The sequence below is a fragment of the Bacillus litorisediminis genome (assembly GCF_022808645.1).
In the GTDB taxonomy this organism is placed as follows: Bacteria; Bacillota; Bacilli; order Bacillales; family JC228; genus Bacillus_BF; species Bacillus_BF litorisediminis.
The window spans coordinates 32,277-56,373 of record NZ_JAKZKT010000006.1; the positions used below are offsets into that span (position 1 = coordinate 32,277).

General features: G+C 39.9%; 25 protein-coding genes and 1 other annotated feature. Of the genes, 24 read left to right on the forward strand and 1 reads right to left on the reverse strand.

The genetic code is table 11. The features are described 5' to 3' along the window. Window positions 1-23: 23 nt before the first annotated feature. The 7 genes from grpE (at window position 24) to deoC (ending at window position 7,537) form a co-directional block, all read left to right on the forward strand. Window positions 24-614, forward strand: coding sequence for a nucleotide exchange factor GrpE (grpE, locus tag MLE14_RS04615; RefSeq protein ID WP_243297281.1), 591 nt, complete (start codon window positions 24-26; stop codon window positions 612-614). A 29-nt stretch (window positions 615-643) separates the two neighbouring features. Next, window positions 644-2,482, forward strand: a complete 1,839-nt coding sequence (gene dnaK / locus MLE14_RS04620) for a molecular chaperone DnaK (protein WP_243297162.1) — start codon at window positions 644-646, stop codon at window positions 2,480-2,482. A 168-nt stretch (window positions 2,483-2,650) separates the two neighbouring features. Continuing rightward, window positions 2,651-3,772, forward strand: coding sequence for a molecular chaperone DnaJ (gene dnaJ, locus MLE14_RS04625; RefSeq protein ID WP_243297163.1), 1,122 nt, complete (start codon window positions 2,651-2,653; stop codon window positions 3,770-3,772). Window positions 3,773-3,791: 19 nt separating this feature from the next. Then, window positions 3,792-4,736: a 50S ribosomal protein L11 methyltransferase gene (gene prmA / locus MLE14_RS04630; RefSeq protein ID WP_243297164.1), complete on the forward strand. Its 945-nt coding sequence runs from the start codon at window positions 3,792-3,794 to the stop codon at window positions 4,734-4,736. 9 nt (window positions 4,737-4,745) lie between these two features. Next, on the forward strand, window positions 4,746-5,498 hold the full coding sequence (locus MLE14_RS04635; RefSeq protein ID WP_243297165.1) for a 16S rRNA (uracil(1498)-N(3))-methyltransferase: 753 nt from the start codon (window positions 4,746-4,748) through the stop codon (window positions 5,496-5,498). Between the two features lie 5 nt (window positions 5,499-5,503). Then, window positions 5,504-6,856, forward strand: coding sequence for a tRNA (N(6)-L-threonylcarbamoyladenosine(37)-C(2))-methylthiotransferase MtaB (gene mtaB, locus MLE14_RS04640; RefSeq protein WP_243297166.1), 1,353 nt, complete (start codon window positions 5,504-5,506; stop codon window positions 6,854-6,856). A gap of 15 nt (window positions 6,857-6,871) precedes the next feature. Beyond that, window positions 6,872-7,537 carry a deoxyribose-phosphate aldolase gene (gene deoC, locus MLE14_RS04645; RefSeq protein WP_243297167.1) on the forward strand — a complete coding sequence of 222 codons (666 nt, stop codon included), beginning with the start codon at window positions 6,872-6,874 and terminating at the stop codon, window positions 7,535-7,537. Window positions 7,538-7,584: 47 nt separating this feature from the next. Here the strand turns inward: deoC and MLE14_RS04650 are convergent, their stop codons facing one another. Continuing rightward, window positions 7,585-8,511, reverse strand: coding sequence for a Na/Pi symporter (locus MLE14_RS04650; protein ID WP_243297168.1), 927 nt, complete (start codon window positions 8,509-8,511; stop codon window positions 7,585-7,587). Window positions 8,512-8,812: 301 nt separating this feature from the next. Here MLE14_RS04650 and rpsU point away from each other — a divergent pair, with 301 nt between their 5' ends. From rpsU to glyS, 17 genes are all read left to right on the forward strand, one after another. Then, window positions 8,813-8,986 carry a 30S ribosomal protein S21 gene (gene rpsU, locus MLE14_RS04655; RefSeq protein WP_097157280.1) on the forward strand — a complete coding sequence of 58 codons (174 nt, stop codon included), beginning with the start codon at window positions 8,813-8,815 and terminating at the stop codon, window positions 8,984-8,986. Between the two features lie 13 nt (window positions 8,987-8,999). Continuing rightward, the gene (locus MLE14_RS04660) at window positions 9,000-9,446 is read left to right on the forward strand and encodes a GatB/YqeY domain-containing protein (protein WP_243297169.1); all 447 of its coding nucleotides are present in this window, start codon (window positions 9,000-9,002) and stop codon (window positions 9,444-9,446) included. A gap of 194 nt (window positions 9,447-9,640) precedes the next feature. Continuing rightward, complete coding sequence (locus MLE14_RS04665; RefSeq protein ID WP_243297170.1) at window positions 9,641-10,969, forward strand: NfeD family protein; 1,329 nt, start codon at window positions 9,641-9,643, stop codon at window positions 10,967-10,969. Window positions 10,970-10,990: 21 nt separating this feature from the next. Beyond that, window positions 10,991-11,986: a flotillin-like protein FloA gene (gene floA / locus MLE14_RS04670; RefSeq protein ID WP_243297171.1), complete on the forward strand. Its 996-nt coding sequence runs from the start codon at window positions 10,991-10,993 to the stop codon at window positions 11,984-11,986. 23 nt (window positions 11,987-12,009) lie between these two features. Further along, the gene (locus MLE14_RS04675) at window positions 12,010-12,462 is read left to right on the forward strand and encodes a hypothetical protein (RefSeq protein WP_243297172.1); all 453 of its coding nucleotides are present in this window, start codon (window positions 12,010-12,012) and stop codon (window positions 12,460-12,462) included. 163 nt (window positions 12,463-12,625) lie between these two features. Beyond that, window positions 12,626-12,913 (forward strand): sporulation protein YqfC, encoded by a 288-nt coding sequence (gene yqfC / locus MLE14_RS04680; protein ID WP_243297173.1) that lies wholly within the window; start codon window positions 12,626-12,628, stop codon window positions 12,911-12,913. An 11-nt stretch (window positions 12,914-12,924) separates the two neighbouring features. Beyond that, on the forward strand, window positions 12,925-14,112 hold the full coding sequence (gene yqfD / locus MLE14_RS04685; RefSeq protein ID WP_243297174.1) for a sporulation protein YqfD: 1,188 nt from the start codon (window positions 12,925-12,927) through the stop codon (window positions 14,110-14,112). A gap of 3 nt (window positions 14,113-14,115) precedes the next feature. Next, a complete protein-coding gene (locus tag MLE14_RS04690) occupies window positions 14,116-15,078 on the forward strand; it encodes a PhoH family protein (protein WP_243297175.1) in 963 nt (320 codons plus the stop codon). A 130-nt stretch (window positions 15,079-15,208) separates the two neighbouring features. Next, window positions 15,209-17,416, forward strand: coding sequence for an HD family phosphohydrolase (locus MLE14_RS04695; protein ID WP_243297176.1), 2,208 nt, complete (start codon window positions 15,209-15,211; stop codon window positions 17,414-17,416). Then, entirely contained in the window at window positions 17,413-17,880 is a 468-nt protein-coding gene (gene ybeY, locus MLE14_RS04700; RefSeq protein ID WP_243297177.1) for an rRNA maturation RNase YbeY, read from the forward strand. Before MLE14_RS04695 ends, ybeY begins: the two co-directional genes overlap by 4 nt. Next, window positions 17,864-18,250 carry a diacylglycerol kinase gene (locus MLE14_RS04705; RefSeq protein WP_243297178.1) on the forward strand — a complete coding sequence of 129 codons (387 nt, stop codon included), beginning with the start codon at window positions 17,864-17,866 and terminating at the stop codon, window positions 18,248-18,250. The genes ybeY and MLE14_RS04705 overlap by 17 nt, the downstream gene beginning before the upstream one ends. Window positions 18,251-18,346: 96 nt before the next feature. Next, window positions 18,347-18,745 (forward strand): cytidine deaminase, encoded by a 399-nt coding sequence (locus MLE14_RS04710; protein ID WP_243297179.1) that lies wholly within the window; start codon window positions 18,347-18,349, stop codon window positions 18,743-18,745. Next, window positions 18,738-19,643: a GTPase Era gene (era, locus tag MLE14_RS04715; protein ID WP_243297180.1), complete on the forward strand. Its 906-nt coding sequence runs from the start codon at window positions 18,738-18,740 to the stop codon at window positions 19,641-19,643. The genes MLE14_RS04710 and era overlap by 8 nt, the downstream gene beginning before the upstream one ends. Window positions 19,644-19,775: 132 nt before the next feature. Beyond that, on the forward strand, window positions 19,776-19,919 hold the full coding sequence (locus MLE14_RS04720) for a YqzL family protein (RefSeq protein ID WP_243297181.1): 144 nt from the start codon (window positions 19,776-19,778) through the stop codon (window positions 19,917-19,919). A gap of 73 nt (window positions 19,920-19,992) precedes the next feature. Further along, on the forward strand, window positions 19,993-20,751 hold the full coding sequence (gene recO, locus MLE14_RS04725; protein WP_243297182.1) for a DNA repair protein RecO: 759 nt from the start codon (window positions 19,993-19,995) through the stop codon (window positions 20,749-20,751). A gap of 46 nt (window positions 20,752-20,797) precedes the next feature. Beyond that, window positions 20,798-20,975 (forward strand) — a binding site (T-box leader). A gap of 119 nt (window positions 20,976-21,094) precedes the next feature. After that, window positions 21,095-21,982 carry a glycine--tRNA ligase subunit alpha gene (glyQ, locus tag MLE14_RS04730; protein WP_243297183.1) on the forward strand — a complete coding sequence of 296 codons (888 nt, stop codon included), beginning with the start codon at window positions 21,095-21,097 and terminating at the stop codon, window positions 21,980-21,982. Further along, window positions 21,979-24,051, forward strand: a complete 2,073-nt coding sequence (gene glyS / locus MLE14_RS04735; protein ID WP_243297184.1) for a glycine--tRNA ligase subunit beta — start codon at window positions 21,979-21,981, stop codon at window positions 24,049-24,051. The genes glyQ and glyS overlap by 4 nt, the downstream gene beginning before the upstream one ends. Window positions 24,052-24,097 lie beyond the last annotated feature (46 nt).

Below are 24,097 nucleotides of genomic sequence, written 5' to 3' on the forward strand. Positions count from 1 at the left end.
ACGCAGAACATGATCAAACGGTAATGGAGCAAGACAATATTAAGGAAGATACAACTTTGGAAAATGAAAAGACAGAATCTGTGACTGAAGCAGAAGAAGCTATTCAGCCTGAAGAAAAATCGGGTGCTTCAGGAGAGGATGAAAAAGATCAGCTTGCATTGGCAAATGAAAAAATCAGAGAACTTGAACAAAAATTAGAAGAAGCTGAAAACAAGCAATTAAGATTGCATGCAGACTTTGAGAATTTTAAACGTCGCCTCCAAAATGAAAAGCTAATGATTGAAAAATATAAAGCGCAAAGCTTAGTGACCGATCTTTTGCCAGCATTAGATAATTTTGAGCGTGCTTTAAAAGCCGATCAAGTGGACGACTCTTTGCGTCCTTTTTTCCAAGGTATGGAAATGGTATATAAAAGTATTTTAGAAGCTTTAAAAAATGCAGGGGTTGAGCAGATTGAGGCAGCGGGCAAACCGTTCGATCCTCATCTCCACCAAGCTGTTATGAAGGAAAGCAGCAGCGAATACGAACCTGATACTGTGATAGAGGAATTTCAAAAGGGCTATAAACTGAAAGACCGCGTGATTCGCCCATCCATGGTTAAAGTAAGTGAATAAACTACATATGTAATAGGAGGAAGTTAGACATGGGTAAAATAATTGGAATTGACTTAGGAACAACAAATTCATGTGTAGCTGTATTAGAAGGCGGGGAGCCAAAGGTTATCCCAAATCCGGAAGGAAATCGTACAACACCTTCTGTGGTTGCCTTTAAAAATGGCGAACGCCAAATTGGTGAGGTTGCAAAGCGTCAGGCGATTACGAACCCAAATACGATTATTTCTATTAAACGCCACATGGGTACAGATTATAAAGTTGAAGTGGAAGGAAAAGAATATACACCTCAACAGATTTCAGCGATGATTCTTCAGTATCTAAAATCGTATGCTGAAGATTATCTTGGCGAGAAAGTAGAAAAAGCTGTTATTACAGTTCCTGCATATTTCAATGATGCTCAAAGACAAGCAACCAAAGACGCCGGTAAAATTGCCGGTCTAGAAGTTGAGCGGATTATTAACGAACCTACTGCTGCCGCACTGGCATATGGATTAGATAAAATGGATGAAGACCAAACCATCCTTGTTTACGACTTAGGCGGCGGTACTTTTGACGTATCGATCCTTGAGCTTGGAGACGGTGTTTTTGAAGTCCGTGCAACAGCCGGGGACAACCAATTAGGTGGAGATGATTTCGACCAAGTCATCATTGATTATTTAGTCGAGCAATTCAAAAAAGAAAATGGAATTGACTTATCAAAAGATAAAATGGCATTACAGCGTTTAAAAGATGCTGCTGAGAAAGCGAAAAAAGATCTTTCAGGTGTAACAAGCACACAAATTTCTCTTCCATTTATTACAGCTGGAGAAAGTGGACCATTACACTTGGATGTTACTTTAACCCGTGCCAAATTCGATGAGCTTTCCGCTTCCTTAGTAGAAAGAACAATGGAACCAACGCGCCAGGCAATGAGAGATGCTGGGTTATCCGCTGCAGATATTGATAAAGTTATTTTAGTTGGCGGTTCCACCCGTATTCCAGCGGTTCAGGAAGCGATTAAAAAAGAAATCGGGAAAGATCCGCACAAAGGAGTTAACCCTGATGAAGTTGTAGCATTAGGTGCTGCGATTCAAGGGGGAGTGATTTCAGGAGACGTAAAGGATGTTGTTTTACTTGACGTTACTCCACTATCTCTTGGAATTGAAACAATGGGCGGCGTATTCACAAAACTCATTGAAAGAAATACAACCATTCCAACTTCTAAATCACAAGTATTCTCAACTGCTGCTGATAATCAAACAGCTGTAGATATCCATGTATTACAAGGTGAACGTCCAATGGCAGCAGATAATAAAACGCTAGGACGGTTCCAATTAACAGATATTCCGCCAGCACCTAGAGGAATTCCGCAAATTGAAGTAACCTTTGATATTGATAAAAACGGTATTGTAAATGTTCGTGCCAAAGACTTAGGCACAAACAAAGAGCAAGCCATTACCATTAAGTCTTCTTCAGGACTATCAGAAGAAGAAATCGAAAAAATGATTAAAGAAGCAGAAGAAAATGCAGAAGCGGATAAAAAGCGGAAAGAAGAAGTTGAACTTCGCAATGAAGCAGACCAGCTTGTCTTCCAAACTGAAAAAACTTTAAAAGATTTGGAAGGAAAAGTGGATGATGCTGAAGTGAAGAAAGCAGAAGAAGCGAAGGAAGCTCTGAAAGCTGCCATTGAGAAAAAAGATCTTGAAGAAATCAGAGCGAAAAAGGACGCTCTTCAAGAAATTGTCCAAAATTTAACTGTGAAGCTTTACGAACAGGCTCAGGCCGGGGCACAAGCTGCCCAAGACGGCGCTGAGGGAGCGGGAACCAATACAAAAAAAGATGATAATGTCGTAGATGCTGAATACCAGGAAGTAGACGATAAAAAATAATCAGCCCATTAAAAAGGTCAAAGCTAGCATATCTGGCTTTGGCTTTTTTTAAGAAAAAACAGGCAGAGAGCAGAAGAACCCCTTAATCGCCTAAGTTTTGTATATTGTCAGAGGCAAAAAATTAATGGTACAATACTCTTTATGTGAAACAAATCGGGAGTGAGTGTCTTGAGCAAAAGGGATTACTATGAAGTGCTGGGCGTCAGTAAAAGCGCCAGTAAAGACGAGATAAAAAAAGCATACCGAAAGCTCTCCAAAAAATATCATCCTGACATTAATAAAGAAGCAGATGCAGCTGAAAAGTTTAAAGAGGTCAAGGAAGCCTATGAGGTTTTAAGTGATGATCAAAAAAGAGTCCAATATGATCGATTTGGACATCAGGATCCAAACCAAGGCTTTGGCGGCTTTGGCGGAAGTGATTTTGGCGGGGGCTTTGGCTTTGAAGATATCTTTGAAACTTTCTTCGGCGGCGGTTCTTCACGACGGAGAGATCCGAACGCGCCAAGACAGGGTGCTGATTTACAATATACAATGACATTAGCTTTTGAAGAAGCTGCTTTTGGAAAAGAAACAACCATTGAAATTCCAAAAGAGGAAACATGCTCAACCTGCGCAGGCAGCGGTGCAAAGCCGGGTACAAAGCCAGAAACATGTTCCTTTTGTCATGGTACAGGCCAATTAAGTCAAGAACAAAATACTGCATTTGGCCGCATTGTCAACCGTCGAGTTTGTCACCACTGCAGCGGAACTGGCCAAATCATTAAGAATAAATGTACAACGTGCGGAGGAACGGGCAAAGTTAAAAAACGCAAGAAAATTGAGGTCAAAATTCCTGCAGGGATTGACGATGGCCAGCAATTGCGGGTGTCAGGTCAAGGTGAACCTGGAATCAATGGAGGACCTGCTGGCGATTTATACATCGTTTTTCGGGTGAAGCCTCATGAGTTTTTTGAGCGTGATGGCGACGATATTTATTGCGAAATGCCAATTACCTTTGTTCAGGCATCGCTTGGGGATGAAGTTGAAGTACCTACCTTACATGGCCGTGTGAAATTGAAGATACCAGCTGGAACTCAGACTGGAACGAGATTCCGTTTGAAAGGCAAAGGGGTTCCAAATGTCAGAGGATATGGAGTTGGCGATCAGCATGTTCGGGTAAGAATCGTTACTCCAACTAAGCTTACTGAAAGACAAAAGCAGCTATTACGAGAGTTTGCTGAACTAAGCGGTACTGTTACGGATGAGCAGCAGGAAAGTTTTTTTGATAAAGTAAAAAAAGCATTTAGATAATAATAGGGAGTTGGTAGAGTTGAAATGGTCGGAAATATGTATCCAAACAACCAATGAAGCAATTGAACCAGTTTCAAATATTCTTCATGAAGCTGGCGCCAGCGGGGTTGTCATTGAGGATCCTTTCGAATTAATTAAAGAAAGAGAGGATCAATTCGGAGAAATCTACCAACTCAATCCAGATGATTACCCGCGAGAAGGAGTCCTAGTTAAAGCGTATCTGCCAGTCAACAGCTTTCTTGGTGAAACCGTCGAGGAAATTAAAGAAGCGATTCGAAATCTGACCACGTTTGATATTGATATTGGCGCAAACAAAGTAACGATTTCAGAGGTCCACGAAGAAGAATGGGCGACTGCCTGGAAAAAGTATTATAATCCCGTAAAAATTTCAGAACGCTTTACGATTGTTCCGACTTGGGAGCAGTATACACCAGTCAGCAGCGACGAATTGATTATCGAACTGGACCCGGGAATGGCATTTGGCACCGGAACTCATCCGACCACTGTCATGTGTATTCAGGCGCTAGAAAGAACAGTAAAACCAGGAGATACTGTCATTGATGTAGGAACAGGCTCTGGTGTATTAAGTGTGGCGGCTGCTCTATTAGGATCAAAAAAGGTACTGGCATTAGATCTCGATGAAGTCGCGGTTCAATCTGCCATCCTAAATACGAAATTAAATAAAGTACAGGAAATCGTTACTGTACGACAAGGAAATCTGCTAGAAGAGGTAACAGAGGAAGCAGATGTTATCGTGGCCAATATTTTGGCAGAAGTGATCGTACGTTTTACAGAAGATGCCTATAATCGGATTAAAAAAGGCGGATACTTTATTACATCAGGGATTATTAATCTGAAAAAACAGCTGGTAAAAGATGCACTCATTAAAGATGGGTTTGAAATCGTTGAAACTCTATCAATGGAAGACTGGGTGGCTTTTATTGCAAAGAAAAATGAAGTCTAGGTGAATCGCATGCAACGTTATTTTATTGGCTTTGATCAAACCCAAAATGACCAAATATGGATCACTGGCGAAGATGCTCATCATATTTCGCGTGTCATGAGAATGAAAGAAGGAGATCACTTGATCGCTGTCCTCCCAAATGGCTCTTCTTCTCAATGTGAAATTCTGCAAATAGAAGAGACTAGGATTATGGCAAAAGCTATTGGGTGGAAGCAGGAAGAAAAAGAGTTGCCAATAAAAGTTGCAATCGGGAGCGGTCTGCCAAAAGGGGATAAATTCGAATGGATTATTCAAAAGGGAACGGAGCTCGGTGCCCGCACATTTATCCCTTTTAATGCTGCTCGCTCTATTGTAAAGTGGGATCCCAAAAAGTCCGACAAAAAGCTGATCAGATGGGAAAAGATTGCAAAAGAAGCAGCAGAACAATCCCACAGAACAACAATCCCAAGTATAATTCCGCCAGTAGAACTAGAGCAACTTCTTGAAATCGGGCGGGAGTATAGGTTTAAAGTGATTGCTTACGAAGAGGAAGCCAAAAATGGAAAATCTTCCAAATTTGCATCTATATTAGGTAATATGTCCCCTGGGGATTCGATAATCGTGATTTTTGGACCGGAAGGCGGTTTAACAGCAGAAGAGGTTTCGTTTTTAGAAAATAATGGTTTTACAGCTGTAGGATTAGGGCCAAGAATTTTAAGGACAGAAACAGCACCGCTTTATGTTTTGTCCGCCATTTCCTATCATTTTGAATTAATGAGGTGAATATAATGCCATCTGTTGCGTTTCATACATTGGGATGTAAAGTTAATCATTATGAGACAGAAGCTATTTGGCAGCTGTTTCAGCAAGAAGGCTATGAACGAACTGATTTTGAAAAAACAGCTGATGTTTATGTTATCAATACTTGTACCGTAACGAATACGGGGGATAAAAAGAGCAGACAGGTGATTCGCAGAGCGATTCGGAAAAATCCTGACGCTGTCATTTGTGTCACTGGCTGCTATGCACAAACATCACCTGCAGAAATTATGGCGATACCTGGCGTTGATATTGTGGTTGGAACGCAAGACCGCAAAAAGATGCTTGAATATATTGAGCAATATAAGCGTGAAAGACAACCGATTAATGCTGTACGAAACATCATGAAGAATCGGGTATATGAGGAGTTAGACGTTCCTAGTTTTACAGATCGTACAAGGGCATCTCTTAAAATTCAGGAAGGATGCAATAACTTCTGTACGTTTTGTATTATTCCATGGGCACGCGGACTCATGCGTTCTCGTGACCCGCAGGAAGTTGTTCGTCAAGCCCAGCAGCTGGTTGATGCGGGCTATAAAGAAATCGTTCTTACTGGAATTCATACGGGCGGTTATGGCGAGGATTTGAAGGATTACAATTTAGCGAAACTTCTTCAAGATTTGGAGAAACATGTGGCGGGCTTAAAACGTCTTCGTATTTCTTCCATTGAAGCGAGTCAATTGACAGATGAGGTCATTGAAGTCATTCGCCATTCATCTTTGATTGTCCCTCACTTCCACATCCCGATCCAATCTGGATCGAACACTGTTTTGAAACGGATGAGAAGAAAATACACAATGGAATTTTTTGCAGAGCGTCTTACTAAATTAAAAGAAGTCATGCCAAATCTGGCGATTACATCTGACGTAATTGTCGGTTTCCCAGGGGAAACAGAAGAAGAATTTATGGAAACCTATAATTTCGTAAAAGAACACCGTTTCTCTGAGCTCCATGTGTTCCCTTATTCAAAGAGAACGGGAACACCTGCTGCAAGAATGGAAGACCAAGTGGATGAGGAAGTTAAAAATGACCGGGTAAACCGACTGATTACCTTGTCTGAACAATTAAGCAAAGAATATGCCTCCCAATTTGAAAATGAAGTTTTAGATGTAATCCCTGAAGAAAAATACAAAGAGGATCCAGATAGCGGGCTTTACGAAGGCTTTACAGGCAATTATCTTAAAGTTGTGTTCCCTGCCTCTGATGAAATGGTTGGGAAGCTCGTCAAAGTAAAAATTACAAAACCTGGTTATCCATACTGTGAAGGAAAGTTTGTCAGAGTGCTCGATGAACAGGCAGAGCAGCAAAAGACTGCAATTTGAAGGGAGCAGAAAACGATGGAAAAAATAGCGAAGCTGATTGACCATACTCTGTTAAAGCCAGAGGCAACGAAAGAACAAATTATAAAACTTTGCGCTGAAGCAAAAGAGTATCACTTTGCAAGTGTTTGTGTGAATCCATATTGGGTAAAGCTTGCAAGTGAAGAGTTAAAGGATACAGATGTGAAAGTCTGTACAGTTATTGGATTTCCTTTAGGTGCCAGTACGCCTGAAGTCAAGGCATTTGAAACAAAAAATGCAGTAGAAAATGGAGCTGGCGAAGTGGATATGGTAATCAACATCGGTGCTTTAAAGAGCGGTTTATACGATGTGGTTCTTGATGATATTCGTGCTGTTGTCGAGGCAGCAGGAAATGTTTTAACCAAAGTGATTATTGAAACAGCCCTTTTATCAGATGAAGAAAAAGTAAAGGCTTGTCAATTAGCTGTTCAAGCTGGTGCTGACTTTGTCAAAACCTCTACTGGATTTTCAGGAGGCGGAGCAACTGCTCATGACGTTGAATTAATGAGAAAAACGGTAGGACCTGATGTGGGAGTTAAAGCATCTGGCGGGATCAGAAGTTCCCAAGATGCAGAAACTATGATTGAGGCGGGAGCTAACCGTTTAGGGGCAAGCTCTGGAGTCGAAATAGTCAAGGGTTTAACTGCAAAAACAGATTATTAATGGTTGGGGCCAAACCTCTAGTGCGTAAAGCATCAACGCACTAGGGGTCAGGCCCTTTTTCCATGAATTTTTTCAATAAGCAGGCCAAATCGCTGAGCAAAAGGCAGTACTAACAGCGAAGAAACAATATTGAATACGACACTAGAGTGTGCTAACTGGACGGCTGGGGAAGATGCCCAACCTGAAGCCATTTCTCCGAGTAACTTAGTGAATGGAAAAAATAAGAGGACACCGATAATGTTTAGCCAAATATGAGCATAAGCGGTTAATTTGGCCTCTTTTTTTGCACCTATACTAGCCATCCAGCCAGTAATACAGGTGCCAATATTAGCTCCAAGCATGGCCGCGATTGAGGCCTCTAAACTAATAGTTCCGCTTGCCAAAAAACTCATGAGAATTCCTATAGTAGCTGAACTTGAATGGATACATGCTGTAAAAATCATACCTAAAACGAGCGCAAAAATCAGGCTGTCATTCATCAGATTGAAGCCCTTGTCCACCATGGATATAGACGATAATGGTTCAGCAATCCACTTAAACCCTCTCATTGCCGTAAAGATGGTACCAATTCCAAATAAAACAAAACCAATCGACCGAACTTTTCCCCTTCCCAATCCAATTATAAATGCCCCTAAAACGAGAAGCGGAAAAGTATACTGTTCAATTGGAAAGGCCATAAATTCGGCCGTAAACGTTGTTCCTATGTTGGTACCCAGTATAATTCCAATTGTTTGGGAGAAAGTAAGTGCGCCTGCAGAAACTAAGCCCACTGTAATCACCATTACTGCCGAGCTTGATTGCAGGAGTCCAGTCACAATAATGCTGGCGGCCATCCCTTTTATGGGCTTGTTTGTAAATCGGAATAGCCATCTGTTTAATTTTTCACCGGAGAAAGAAAATAGGCCGCTGCGCATAAGATACATACCAAACAAAAAAAGGCCAATACAGATCAAAAAAATCAGGAAAAACAGCATAAAAACACCCTCTTAGCTTTCTATGGGCAAATGGCAGTTACATTCGCCTTGTACACCCCTTTAAATAAAATGTATGGCCATCCTGATAGGGACATGTCCAATCGCTTTAAAATTTTTAGAATAAAATGTTATAAGTTTTAGTAAGATAGTAAGCACTTGTTGACCTAGTTCAAACAGTGTATTATAATTCATAGGTACATGATTTTTTTAGGTATATGGCCTAAAATGGTCAACTTTGCTTCAACGATAGGAGAGTCACCTTTGATTCTACTGTGTTGTGTTTCGGAGGGAGGGATAAAGAATGTCGAAAACGATCGTTCGTAAAAACGAGTCGCTTGAGGATGCTCTTCGTCGCTTCAAACGCTCTGTATCCAAAACTGGAACTTTACAAGAATATAGAAAGCGTGAGTTTTACGAGAAACCAAGCGTAAAACGCAAGAAGAAATCTGAAGCTGCTAGAAAACGTAAGTTCTAAGAAGGTGTAGGATATGAGTCTTGTTCAGCGACTAAATGATGATATGAAACAAGCCATGAAAAATAAAGAAAAAGAAAAGCTCTCTGTGATCAGGATGCTCAAAGCTTCTCTGCAAAACGAGGCTATTAAGGTTGGGAAATCTGAGCTTTCCGAGGAAGAAGAGCTTACCGTCCTTTCTCGCGAAGTCAAACAAAGAAAAGACTCCCTCCATGAGTTTGAAAAAGCAGGAAGAGACGATTTAGTAGAAAAAATTCAAACCGAACTAAGGTTTGTTGAAGAATATTTGCCTGAACAGCTTTCTGAAGAAGAACTAAGTGCAATTATTGATGAAGTCATAACAAGCTTAGGTGCCACTTCAAAATCAGAGATGGGCAAGGTTATGGGAGCTGTTATTCCTAAAGTAAAAGGAAAAGCAGAAGGCTCACTCGTAAATAAGCTAGTCATGCAAAAGCTTTCTTAATATAAAAGACTGCAGTCGATGGATTGCAGTCTTTTTTAATGACCTGAATTGAGCCACCCAGCAAGATTAAAGGACATACGATTCGTTTAAAATGAAAAGGTATATTTTTCCTGCATTGCAAATTATTTTTCAATAAATGAAACTTACATATTTACCAAACGTATATAATAGTGCTCAGGAAAGGGGGGAGTTTCTTGAAAAAATGGTATGTAACAATTGTTTCAGTTCTTTTACTTATCCCGGTCATTCTGGGATTTGGGTCAAGTGTTAAAGCAAACCAGGATTTTGTTTACGTTGTGCCTTTACACGATACTGTCGAAAAAGGCTTATCAGCGTTTTTAGCAAGGGCAATTGAAACCGCTGAAGAAGAAGGAGCAAAAGCCATTATTTTTGAAGTCAATACACCAGGAGGAGCAGTAGATGCGGCAAGTGAAATTGGAAATCTGCTAGCCCATGCCGATATAGACACTGTAGCCTTTATTAATAATCAGGCATTATCTGCAGGTGCCTACATTTCCCTCTATATGGATTATATATTTATGACTCCCAATGCAACTATTGGATCAGCTGCGATTATTGATCAGGATGGAAATGCAGCCGATTTAAAAGCACAATCCTATTGGCTCGCTGAGATGGAAAATGCGGCGAAACATAAAGATCGCGATCCAAAGTATGCATTGGCTATGGCCGATAAAAAGGTTAAAATCGAAAAATATGGAGATGATGAGACTGAACTCCTGACACTTACCGCAGAACAAGCAAAAGAGGTTGGGTATGCGGAAGAAATAGTTACAAGTATTGACGATGTATTAAATAGCATGGGCCTTGAGAATGTGGAAGTCAGAGAGCTGGAGGAAAGCTTTTTTGAGAAATTAGCGAGATTCCTGACAAATCCAATCATCGTACCTATCCTCCTATCAATTGGGAGCATAGGGCTAGTGGTTGAGCTATATTCCCCTGGTTTTGGAATACCTGGTACAATGGGACTTGCTTCATTGCTGCTTTTCTTCTATGGACATTTAGTAGCGGGGCTTGCCGGGTACGAATCTCTCATTCTTTTCGTTATTGGAATTGTCCTCTTACTCTTAGAATTTTTCATCCCAGGCGGTATTTTAGGGGGGATTGGGCTCATTGCAGTTGTATGGGGTATTTTGATTGCAGGAGAGAGTGTGACACAAATGGGGATCTATTTATTAATTGCCATTATAATTGCAATCGCTGCCGGATTTGTTTTATCTAAAGTCTTCCGAAAGCGAATCCATATCTTTAATAAAATTATCTTAAAGGATTCAACCAGTTCGGAAAAAGGATATATTTCCAATAAAAGCCGGCTAGAATTAATCGGCGTTACCGGGGTTGCCCATACGTCTTTACGCCCTGCCGGAACAATCTTAGTGGGAGACGAACGGATTGATGCAGTAACGGAAGGTGGCTATGTGGAAAAAGGAGCCAAAGTGAAAATAATTAAGGCAGAAGGCTCAAGAATAGTAGTACGTGAAATTACCAGCTTAGACAAAAAGTAAGACTTTGAGGAGGTAAATAATATGGTATTTGAAGCAAGTACATTATTTTTAATTGTAGCAGTCGTGCTGGCAATTATTGTTTTAGCCGTTCTATTTACATTTGTTCCAGTTATGCTGTGGATTTCAGCATTAGCAGCTGGAGTTAGAGTTAGTATTTTCACCCTGATCGGAATGAGATTACGGCGCGTTATTCCAAGCCGAGTGATTAACCCGTTGATTAAAGCGTCCAAAGCGGGGCTAGATGTAAATACCAATCAACTGGAAAGCCACTATTTAGCAGGTGGTAATGTCGACAGAGTCGTGAATGCATTAATTGCGGCACAAAGAGCCAATATTGAACTATCCTTTGAGCGTTGTGCGGCTATTGACCTAGCCGGACGCGATGTGCTAGAGGCTGTACAGATGAGTGTTAATCCAAAGGTAATTGAAACACCATTTATCTCTGGGGTTGCGATGGATGGGATTGAAGTAAAGGCAAAAGCTCGTATTACAGTTCGCGCAAATATTGACCGTTTAGTCGGTGGTGCCGGCGAGGAAACTGTAATTGCCCGTGTTGGTGAAGGGATTGTTAGTACAATTGGTTCCTCTAATGACCATAAAAAGGTATTGGAGAATCCGGATATGATTTCCCGTACTGTCCTGCAGAAGGGTCTTGATTCAGGAACTGCCTTTGAAATTCTTTCGATTGATATAGCAGACGTTGATATCGGCAAAAACATTGGGGCTATCCTGCAAACTGACCAGGCCGAAGCTGACAAAAATATTGCACAGGCTAAGGCCGAAGAACGCCGAGCGATGGCCGTTGCACAAGAACAAGAAATGAAAGCCCGCGTAGAAGAAATGAAGGCAAAAGTAGTTGAATCTGAAGCGCAAGTTCCGCTTGCGATGGCGGAGGCTTTACGGTCAGGCAATTTAGGTGTAATGGATTATTGGAATCTAAAGAATATTACAGCTGATACAGATATGAGAGAATCGATTGGTAAAATGACTGGAGAAAAAGACGATAAGAAGAAATAAAATGAAGGAAGGAGGGAACTCCTTTGTCAACTATCATTGAAATGATCCTGGAGAATCCCATTATTATCATTGTGATAATGGGGATTCTTTCCTCTCTGTTTTCTAAAAGGAAGAATACAGAGCCGGTACAGAGGAACGAAAGAATTCCGCCAAAGAAAACGGTTATTCGACATACGCCAGCGGACAGAGAGAGGGTTTCACCTCCTCCCCAAACTAAAACCCAACCCCAAACGATTTCACAACCTGTCAATATCTCTTCTGAGACTAATGAATTGATTAAGCGGGCTGAGTTAGCAGAAGCTAGAAAGAAAAAAGAACAGGCGAGTGCAAATCCGATTAAACTTGGGTCTGTGGAACAGAATGAATTAACGAAAAAGAAATATAAGCTTGATCCAACATCCGACCAAGTTCTTCAAGGTCTGATTTGGGCAGAAATTTTATCACCGCCAAAGGCTAAAAGAAGAAGAAATATTTAAATAAAGGGCTGGTCCTGATCTATTTCAAGTTCATTTACAGCTGAACTGCTATAGATAAGGGATCACCTTTTTTTATTTCGTTTTTCTTGCTTCGCACCCCCGATAAAGTGTGCTAATCCTCCTTTTTTTAACATACATATGAGATGAAAGGGGGCCTCTTAATATGGCACGAAAGTTAAAAGCAGCACTCCGGAATCTTTTAACCACAAAGTTAGACTTACCCCCAGATGTCATGATGGATTTACCCCGCATAACGATGATTGGTCAGCTTCATCTATACATAGAAAATCATAAAGGACTTTTATCATTTGCCGAAAATGAGATTCGTGTTTTGTTGGACAATGGACAATTACTGATAAAAGGAAAAGGCTTAGTGATTAAAGCAATTCTGCCTGAAGAGATTTTGCTGGAAGGGCGAATCAGCCAAGTGTCATATTTGGATAGCAAATAGGGGGAGAAGTAGTGAAAAATCAATGGATCCACTTTTTTTTAGGGTATGTAACAGTAAAGGTAACTGGAAAAGGGATAGAAAGATTTTTAAATCGCCTCTCGAGACAAGGTATATTAATCTGGAACGCAAGAAGACTAGATCAGGATACTGTAACCTTTCAAGTAGCATTAAATAAACTGTACCCATTAAGACGGGCAGTCAGGAAAAGTAATTTGTCCGTTCGTTTTATAGACAAGCATGGTTTTCCTTTTCTTTTAAAACGGCTAATTTTTAATAGCGGATTTATGATTGGTTTTGCTTGTTTTTTTGTTTTATTATTCCTGCTGTCAAATATGATATGGGGTATCCAAATTGAAGGGGCTGGACCAAAGACAGAGGAACGTATCTGGAAAGAACTGGACAAGCTCGGAGTGGAAGTTGGAAGTCTTCAATTTTTAACGGATTCTCCAGAAGAAATACAAAGAATTCTGACCAACAATATTCCTGAGATTACGTGGGTAGGCGTTAAGCTGAATGGTACAGTGTACAGACTTACCGTAGTGGAAAAAAATGAACCGGAACGAGAAGCAGAAACAGGTCCTCAACATCTCGTCGCAACGAAAAAAGGTACAATTGTCAGTATGTATGTAAAAAAAGGACAGCCTATGGTTGTTGTAAATGATTTTGTCAGACCAGGACAGATGCTAGTTTCTGGGCAAATGGGTGCGGAAAAAAATCAGCAATTTATTGCAGCAGAAGGGGAAATAATGGCTGAGACCTGGTATAGAGCGGAGGTAACGGTTCCATTAAAAAAGGAATTGACCGTCATGACAGGAAATGAAAAGGACAAACGTTATATTCAATTCGGTAATTGGGAGCTGCCAATCTGGGGTTTTGGAGATCCGGATTTTCAGGTGTATGAAGAGGATACAACTGTTCATCCGTTTAAATTTTTGCGCTGGCAGCTGCCTATCAGCTATAAGGAAGTTGAAATAAATGAGATTGAGAAGGCAGTTCACGAAATAGGTGAATCAGATGCAGTAAAAACTGGAATTACTATAGCCAAAAAAGACTTGTTATCAAAGTTAGGGGAAGAAGCAAAAATAAAAGGAGAAAAGATTTTGCACAAGGAAGTACAGAATGGTAAAGTAAAAGTGACTATTCTCTTCCAAGTCATTGAAAATATAGCGAAGGGACAACCGATAATTCAAGGAGACTAACGAATGTCAGAAGCTTTAAAACAGATTTCAATTGAACTTGAAGGACCAGAGGAAGCACAAGCTTTATTTGGAATTGAAGACCAGCATTTAAAAATCTTTGAGGAACAATTGGGCGTATCTATTGTAACCAGAGGCGAGAAGGTATTAGTGAGCGGACCTGAGGAAAAGATTGACATGTTGTCAGATGCCCTTTCAAAGCTCCTGATTCTGATTCGCAAAGGAATCCATATTGGACCTCGCGATTGTATCTATGCTTCCCAATTAGCACTAGACGGAAATAGTGGTGAGCTGCTGGATTTATATGCAGAAGAAATTGCGCGGAATGTAAAAGGGAAAGCGATTCGTGTTAAAACAATTGGACAAAAACAATATATACAAGCGATTAAAAAGAATGACCTTATTTTTGGGATTGGACCTGCAGGAACAGGAAAAACCTATTTGGCTGTAGTAATGGCAGTCACGGCTCTTAGAAATGGACTTGTCAAAAAGATTATTTTAACCCGTCCTGCCGTTGAGGCGGGCGAGTCATTAGGTTTTCTCCCAGGTGATCTGAAAGAAAAAGTGGATCCTTATTTAAGGCCATTATATGATGCCTTACATGATGTGCTGGGGGCAGAGCATACAACAAGGATGATGGAAAGAGGAACGATTGAAATAGCACCTCTAGCCTATATGAGAGGCCGAACCTTAGATGATGCCTTTGTCATATTAGATGAGGCTCAAAATACAACGGCGGCACAAATGAAAATGTTTTTAACAAGACTCGGATTCGGATCAAAAATGATTATTACAGGCGACCAATCTCAGGTCGATTTGCCTAAAGGAGTTAAATCCGGTCTCTTTATAGCAGAATCAATTTTAAAAGAGGTACCGGGAATCGCTTTTGTTCACTTGGAACAATCTGATGTAGTCCGCCATCCGTTGGTACGAAAAATTATAGATGCATACGAAAAAAATAATTTATAAAGCCTGTCATTGTTAACAATGCTGGCTTTTTTCTTTGGTGATTTTTAAAATAAGATGCATGTTGCACGCAAAACTGCTATTATTTTACATAAAGTGACTAATGATCCTCTCTAAAAGGAGGGATATTTAAATGGACCGACTGCAGGAATTTTTTGCAAAGATTAAACATTCACTCGGAAATACTTTTGTTCGAGCCCTTTTATTTATTCTGATTGGCGCGGTTCTCTATGCTGTGATGTTTAGCAATGTAAGGCCAGAAAAGCTGGATGTAGCTCTATTTCAGACAGCTCCGCAGACGATAAGGGCACCGATTCAGGTCGAAGATAAAGAGCTTACAGAAAAAAGAAAAGAAGAAGCACGGTCACAAGTCCAAGATGTATATGAATTAAAAACCGAATACTCGGAAAACCAGGTAAATTTAATTAGAAGTATATTTGAGCTGGCTGAGGAAGTGAATACAGAAGTTGCAAAAGAAAAGGAAGATGCTGCTGCTGAAGAGGGAGAGGCAACGGAAGGAACTTCCCCTGGCGGTAACAATGCTCAAGAACCAACAGCAGACGAGCCAACCTTAGAAGAAAAAATTAAACGTTATCGAGATAAACTTTCAGAAGATGTCTCATCAGAACTGAATGATAGTGTTCTTGGGGCATTACTTCAGGCAACACCAACGCAATTGAATAATGCAAAAGACCTGACCATTACGGCTGTTAATCATGTAATGAGCAATCGGATCCCCGCTAATCAGGTGGAGAATTCAAAAAGAGAGGTGGAAGAACAACTTAAATATGCTCCGCTTCCTCCAGCTCTAAAAGATGCTGCTATTGCCCTGGGCCGTTATGGAGTGATCCAAAATGAAATTTTCAGCCTGGAAAAAACAGAAGAGTTAAAAAAACAAGCAGTTGAAGGGGTCGAACCTGTTAAAATCCTACAAGGCGAAGTCATCATTGAAGAGGGCGAGATGATTACCGCTGAAGTGTATCGTCAGCTTGAACTTGTAGGATTATTGAATAATGAGGTTCAACTTAAACCATTTATTGGGCTGGGTGCCCTGGTGATTATATTGGTTGGTGGCTTGAGTTTATTCTTTAGAGAGAGTAAGGCTGACGCAAAACACTCGGAACTTCTGATCTTCAGCATGATTTTTATTATTTCATTGATTTTTATGAAGCTTGTCAGCTTACTGCAGCCAATTAATTCGCAAAATATCGGCTATATTTTCCCTGCTGCCATGAGCAGCATGCTTATTAAAATATTAATTCATGACAGGCTAGCGATTATTAACACTATTATTCTTGCGATCGTTTCAACTATTATTTTCAATCGAGATGTATCTGGAGCGATTAATTTTGATATTGGAGTTTACATATTGTTAAGCGGAATCGCGGGAATGCTGTTTTTAACCGGTCACAATCAGCGTTCCAGGATATTACGGTCCGGTTTATTAGTATCCATTTTAAACCTAGTGGTTATTTTAAGTTATTATCTGATTAAAAACAGCCCTTTTCCAAGCTTAGATTTTAGTTATGATGCTCTCATGGGCATTGCCTCAGGTGTAGCGGCATCCGTTTTTACAATTGGATTGCTGCCGTTTTTTGAAGCAGGTTTTAATATTTTATCGGGTATGAAGCTAATTGAGCTTTCAAACCCGAATCACCCGTTAATAAAAAAAATATTGACGGAAGCTCCAGGGACGTATCACCATAGTGTCATGGTCGCCAATTTAGCGGAATCAGCTTGTGAATCAATTGGGGCGAATGGTCTTTTAGCAAGAGTTGCATGCTATTATCATGATATCGGGAAAACTAACAGGCCCAAGTTTTTTATTGAGAATCAAATGAATTTAGAAAATCCGCATAATCAGATTTCACCAATCGCAAGTAAAAATATCATTATCTCTCATGTCACTGATGGAGTCAAAATGTTAAAGAAAGCGAAACTTCCAAAAGAAATAATTGATATTGCGGAACAGCATCATGGAACGACTTTACTTAAATTTTTCTATCACAAAGCAATGGAGAGCGGGGAAGACGTAAAAGAAGAGGATTTCCGTTATCCGGGTCCGCGTCCCGCTACTAAAGAAGCAGCTGTTATCAATATTGCTGATAGTGTTGAAGCTGCCGTACGGTCTAAAAATAATCCGACACCTGAAGAAATTAAGGAAATTGTGAATGGAATTATTCGGGATCGGCTTCAGGATGGTCAGTTAAATGATTGTGATATTACCCTGAAGGAACTTGATATCGTAGCTCACACATTATGTGAAACATTATACGGAATCTTTCACTCACGGATTGAATATCCAGATTTGAAAAAAATACAGAAGGGTGAAAATAAATGAATTTAGAAATTGATTTTTTAGATGAAACAAACACTGTAACAGAGAAAGAAGAAAAACTCATAAGAGATTTAATAACGATTGGACTAAAGCAAGAGAAAGTTGAAGAAGACTGTGAAATATCTGTTACTTTTGTTTCTAATGATAAAATCCAAGAAATTAATAGAGAATATCGAGGCAAAGATAAACCTACTGATGTGATTTCATTTGCACTTGAAGAAGGAGATGAGGAAGAGGTCATTATCGGTGCTCCAGAAACAAGAGTGTTAGGAGATATTATTATTTCAATTGAGAAAACAAAGGAACAAGCAGAAGAATACGGTCATTCCTTTGAAAGAGAGTTGGGGTTTTTGGCAGTGCACGGTCTACTTCATCTTCTTGGATATGATCACGAGACAGAACAAGAAGAAAAAGAAATGTTTTCAAAACAAGAAAGCATATTAGAAGAATATGGACTCAAAAGATAGAGCGTTTCGGAACAGGACATTTCTCAGTTCTTTTAAAGCAGCGCTTTCCGGAATAATTTCAGCGAGCAAGCATGAAAGAAATTTTCAGTTTCACCTTGTCAGTGCTGCAATTGTTACGACATTAGGATTTCTGTTCTCCATTACATGGATTGAGTGGCTCTTTGTTTGTTCCGCTATTTTTGGGGTGCTTATACTTGAATTGATCAATTCAAGCATTGAGCGTGCCGTTGATTTGGTTACTAAAGAATATCATGAACTGGCAAAAGCAGCGAAGGATATGGCAAGCGGAGCGGTGTTCCTATTCGCCGTGTATGCGGTTATTGTAGGAATCATCGTATTTATTCCTAAGATCTGGAACATCTTGTCATAGCACGAAATCAAGGTTATCTCATACACTAAATTTGAAAACACGGGTATATTCAGATAAAATTTGAATACTACCATCAGGAAAGGAAGACTAAGATCTTTGGATATCCAGTCATTAATCGCAGAAGCAAATAAAGCAAGAGATAAAGCATATGTTCCTTATTCAAATTTTCAGGTAGGTGCAGCGCTATTAGCAGAAGATGGTACTGTCTACCATGGCTGTAATATTGAAAATGCGGCCTACAGTATGACCAATTGTGCGGAAAGAACAGCAATTTTTAAAGCCTATTCTGAAGGAGTTAAACAATTTAAAGCATTAGTAGTTGTGGCAGATACGAAACGGCCGGTACCTCCTTGTGGAGCTTGCCGTCAAGTCATCTCAGAGCTATGCCCGAAGGATATGACAATCTATCTAACAAACCTCCAAGGTGATGTAGCAGAGTTAACGGTTGAAGAGCTATTGCCAGGAGCGTTTTCTCCGAGTGATTTAAATGGCTGAAGGATATAAATCAGGTTTCATTTCTATCATTGGAAGACCGAATGTTGGAAAATCTACATTGTTAAATCGTATCATTGGGCAAAAAATAGCGATCATGAGTGACAAGCCGCAAACAACTCGAAATAAAGTACAAGGTGTTTTAACCTTAAATGACGCACAAATGATATTTATTGATACTCCAGGGATTCATGTTCCGAAACATAAGCTTGGAGATTTTATGATGAAGGTAGCAACAAATGCCTTAAAAGAAGTGGATTTAGTTCTCTTTATGGTTAATGTAACAGAAGGATTCGGAAAAGGGGAACAAATGATACTTGAGAAATTACAGGGGATTAAAACACCTGTCTTTCTAGTTGTAAATAAAATCGATCAAGTACATCCAGATGATCTTCTCACCTTTATTGAAGGCTATCAAAAACGCTTTGATTTTGCTGAGATTATCCCAGTCTCTGCATTACAAGGGCAGAATGTTGATAGACTTCTTGAGGTTATCAAAGAAACGCTGCCTGAAGGGCCGCAATATTACCCGGCTGATCAGGTGACAGATCATCCGGAGCGTTTTATTATTTCGGAGCTAATAAGAGAGAAAGCGCTTCATTTAACGCGTGAAGAGGTCCCTCATTCGATTGCCGTAACTATCGATAAAATCTCGAAAGATCCAGATAAGGATCTCATCCATGTAATGGCCACCATCGTTGTGGAAAGGGATTCACAAAAAGGGATTATAATTGGAAAGCGGGGATCGATGTTAAAGGAAATTGGTCAGAGGGCTAGAGTTGATATTGAAAACTTATTAGGTTCTAAAGTATATCTGGAGCTCTGGGCAAAAGTACAAAAAGACTGGCGAAATAAGGCGCTGCATCTAAGGGATTTTGGATTTAGGGAGGACGAATACTAAATCGTTCGGTTTTATTCGTTCAAAAAGCTAGTAAATTTTTCGTCTCATGATTTGAGCGGTCTTGGTCAACCTATATAGTAAGCTAAAGGGAATTACAATAGCTAGTTCAAATCCTAGAAAGGTGGGTATCAAATGTTAGAATTTACCTGGAAGGTATTTTCTGAAACTGGGAATATTGACACTTATCTTCTTTACAAAGAGTTGGAACAACAATCCTTACCTAAAAAGGAGGAGCAGGAAAACGAGCTAGCAGAAATAGATTTCCCCATGATGTAGGTTACCCCCAAAATTTGAGCCGGCTATTAGAGTCGGCTTGTTTTTATATATTGAATTATAGAGAGGGAAAAGCATGTTTAATAAGGGAGAAGGAATTGTTTTAAAGACGACTGATTATGGTGAAACCAATAAGATTGTTACCCTCTTAACGAAAAACTGGGGAAAAATCGGTGTTATGGCACGTGGAGCAAAAAAACCGAATAGCAAGCTTTTCAGCTGTACCCAGCTATTTACGATTGGATCATATTTGATTCAGCTAAATCGAGGACTAGGATTGCTCCATCAAGGAGAATCAATTCAATCGATGCGAAGATTACGGGAGGATATATACTTAACCGGATTTGCAGCCTATATCGTTGAACTGGCTGAGAAAGGGATAGATGAAAGGAAACCAAACCCCATACTTTATGATCAGCTTGCTCTCTCATTACACTATTTACAGGAAGAATATGATCCAGATATTATTAAAACTATTTTCGAAATCAAAATGCTGCCGATATTAGGATTGAAGCCAGTTTTACATGAATGTGTCAACTGTAAAGCAAAGGAAGGAATATTTTCTTTCTCTGTGAGAGAAAACGGTTTTCTTTGCCATCGCTGTTTTGAAACAGATCCATACCGGATCCCCCTCTCACCAGCATCCACAAGGCTTTTAAGTCAATTTGCAAAAATAAGCTTAGAACAGATAGGTTCCATCCATGTAAAGGAGCAGACAAAAAAAGAATTGGATATGGTTATGGAACAATACTATGATACGTACACGGGGCTGTATCTTAAGAGTAAAGGGGTCTTAAAACAAATTAAGCAGGTGTGGAAGCCCGATCAGAACTAAAAGTTGACAATGATTTCAGATTTCGTTACACTGTGAATTAAAATGAATATAGGCTGAGAAGGAAAGTAGTACCTATCCAAGCTATAAAAGCGAACCTAGGATGGTGGGAGCTAGGGTATAGACAGGTAGGGAAGGCGTTCTGGAGCTTATTATGATAAAAGAGGCAGGATTTGTTTATAATCCGGCAAATAGGGTGGAACCGCGGGTACAGGCCCGTCCCTATGCAGATGTGCATAGGGACGGGTTTTTTGTTTGTTTTTATATGGGGGATGAAGGGCTAAGAGTGTATCAATTTAAATATAAAAAACCAAAAATGTAAGGGATTTTTACGGAGGTGTTTGAAATGAATTTTCAAGATATGATTATTACGCTTCAAAAGCATTGGTCAGAACAAGGCTGTATTTTGATGCAGGCTTATGATGTGGAAAAAGGCGCGGGGACGATGAGCCCATATACATTTTTACGGGCTGTCGGTCCGGAACCATGGAATGTTGCATATGTAGAACCTTCCAGAAGACCAGCAGATGGCCGTTATGGAGAAAATCCAAATCGCTTATACCAGCATCACCAATTTCAAGTCATAATGAAGCCTTCACCTGATAATATTCAGGAGATCTACCTGGATTCATTAAAGGCGTTAGGTATTGACCCGTTAGAGCATGATATTCGCTTTGTTGAGGACAATTGGGAGAATCCGTCACTTGGCTGTGCCGGACTTGGCTGGGAGGTTTGGCTCGATGGTATGGAAATTACCCAATTTACCTACTTCCAACAGGTTGGCGGATTAGAATGCAGTCCCGTTTCGGTTGAAATCACTTATGGACTTGAGCGCTTAGCCTCATACATTCAAGAGAAGGATAATGTATTTGAGCTTGAATGGACCAATGGTTTTACGTATCGGGATATTTTTGGCCAGCCGGAATATGAGCATTCCAAATATACGTTTGAAACGTCTAATCAGGACATGTTATTTACTCTGTTCGAAACATTTGAACAAGAAGCTCATAAGCAAATGGAAGAGGGATTGGTTCACCCGGCTTACGACTATATTTTAAAATGTTCACATGTGTTTAATATTTTAGATGCAAGAGGTGCGATTTCAGTCACAGAACGGACAGGTTATATCGGAAGAATGAGACATCTTGCCCGTAAAGTGGCGAAAACTTATTTTGAAGAACGAGAAAAGCTAGGGTTCCCAATCCTAAAGACTCAGGAGGTGGAGAGTAAATGAGTAATGTGTTAATTGAACTTGGCTTGGAAGAAATGCCTGCAAAAATGATAAAAGCGGCTATGGAACAGTTTAAGGACAAAACGGAAAACTGGCTAAGTGAAAATCGAATCGGATTCACGCAAGTAAAAGCTTTTTCTACACCCAGACGTTTAGCAGTCAGAATTGAAGGTGTAGCAGATTCACAAGAAGATATCGTAGAAGAGGCGAAAGGACCTGCCAAACATATAGCCTTAGATCATGAAGGAAATTGGTCAAAAGCGGCCATCGGATTTTCGAAGGGGCAAGGAAAAACAGTCAATGATATTTATTTTAAAGAAGTGAATGGTGTTGAGTATTGTTTTGTAAAAATCGAGCAAAAAGGACTAAAAACAAAAGAATTGCTTCCTTCTATTCAAACCGTAATTACTTCTCTAACCTTCCCGAAAAATATGAAATGGGGAAGCTATGATTTTAAATTTGTTCGCCCGATTAAGTGGATTGTAGCTTTATATGAATCTGAAGTCATTCCATTTGCGATTACGGATGTTGAAACAGGCCGATTAACAAGGGGCCATCGTTTTCTGGGAGAAGAGGTTCAAATTGAAAAACCTGAAGAATATGAACAAAAACTTCTGTCTCAGTATGTATTAGCTAAATATGAAGAACGGAAGCAAGCCATCAGACAGCAATTAGAAAAGTTGGCTGAGGCTGAAGGCTGGATTATACCGATTGACGAGGAACTCTTAGAAGAGGTTACAAATCTTGTAGAGTATCCGACTGTCTTGTACGGAAAATTCAGTCAGGAATTTTTATCTCTACCGGCTGAAGTCTTAATTACCTCTATGAAAGAGCATCAGCGTTATTTTCCTGTAAAGGATCAATCCGGAACGCTACTTCCTTATTTCGTAACCGTCCGTAACGGCGATCACAGGCATATTGAAAAAGTTGCAAAGGGGAATGAGAAGGTTTTATCGGCAAGATTGTCAGATGCCAACTTTTTCTTCAAAGAGGATCAAAAGCTCTCCATCGATGAGTGGAATTCGAAATTGGAGAAAATTGTATACCAGGAACAAATTGGTACTTATGCAGAAAAGGTAAAAAGAATAGCAGCATTTTCAGGATGGCTTGGTCATCAGTTAAAACTGGATCCCGACCAGATGAAAGTGGTAGCAAGAGCAGCAGAAATCTGCAAGTACGACCTTGTGACACATATGGTATATGAATTTCCAGAACTGCAAGGTTACATGGGAGAAAAATATGCTTTATTAAAAAATGAAAAAGAAGCGGTTGCAAAAGCGATTAATGAGCACTATATGCCTCGTCATTCGGATGACTCGCCTCCGATTTCTGTTCCCGGTTCTATCGTTAGTATCGCTGACAAAGTAGATACAATTGTTTCTTGTTTTGCGATTGGACTAATTCCGACAGGTTCTCAGGATCCGTATGGATTAAGACGGCAGGCATGGGGAGTGGTAGTCACACTATTAGATAAAAATTGGCCATTTTCGCTTGATGCTCTCGTAACAAAAGCATTTGAAAATTGTAAGGCAAGCGGGGTTCCGATTAAAGTAGAAGATACCATTAAGGAAGTATTACATTTCTTCTCGCAGCGAATTCGGTTTATCTTACAAGAACAAGGGGTTCGTTATGATGTGATAGATTCTGTGCTTTCAGGAGAAATCGGGGATGTTCCGACATTGGTAGAAAGAGCCCGAATATTAAATGAAAGACGCGAAGACGAACACTTTAAAGAAATCATTGAGAGCTTATCAAGAGTCATTAATATTGCTAAAAAAGCAGAGGAAATCTGCGAGGTGGATGCTTCCCTGTTTGAAAATGATTATGAAACAGCTCTTTTTGAGGCGTATACAAAGCTTAAAGATGATTGGACAAATGTAACTTCTGAAGAGGAACGGTTTGACAGGCTCGCGGAATTGAAGCAAACCATTGATCCTTATTTTGATCATACGATGGTTATGAGCTCAGATGAAAAAATAAAAAACAACCGCTTATCACTTATGAAAAAAATAAGTGATTTGATACTTCAATTTGCAAATGTGAATTTGCTTCAAGTGAAACAGACAATCTAGGTTTTACTTGAAGTAAGATACTGTTCAAAAAGGTTTCATGATATAT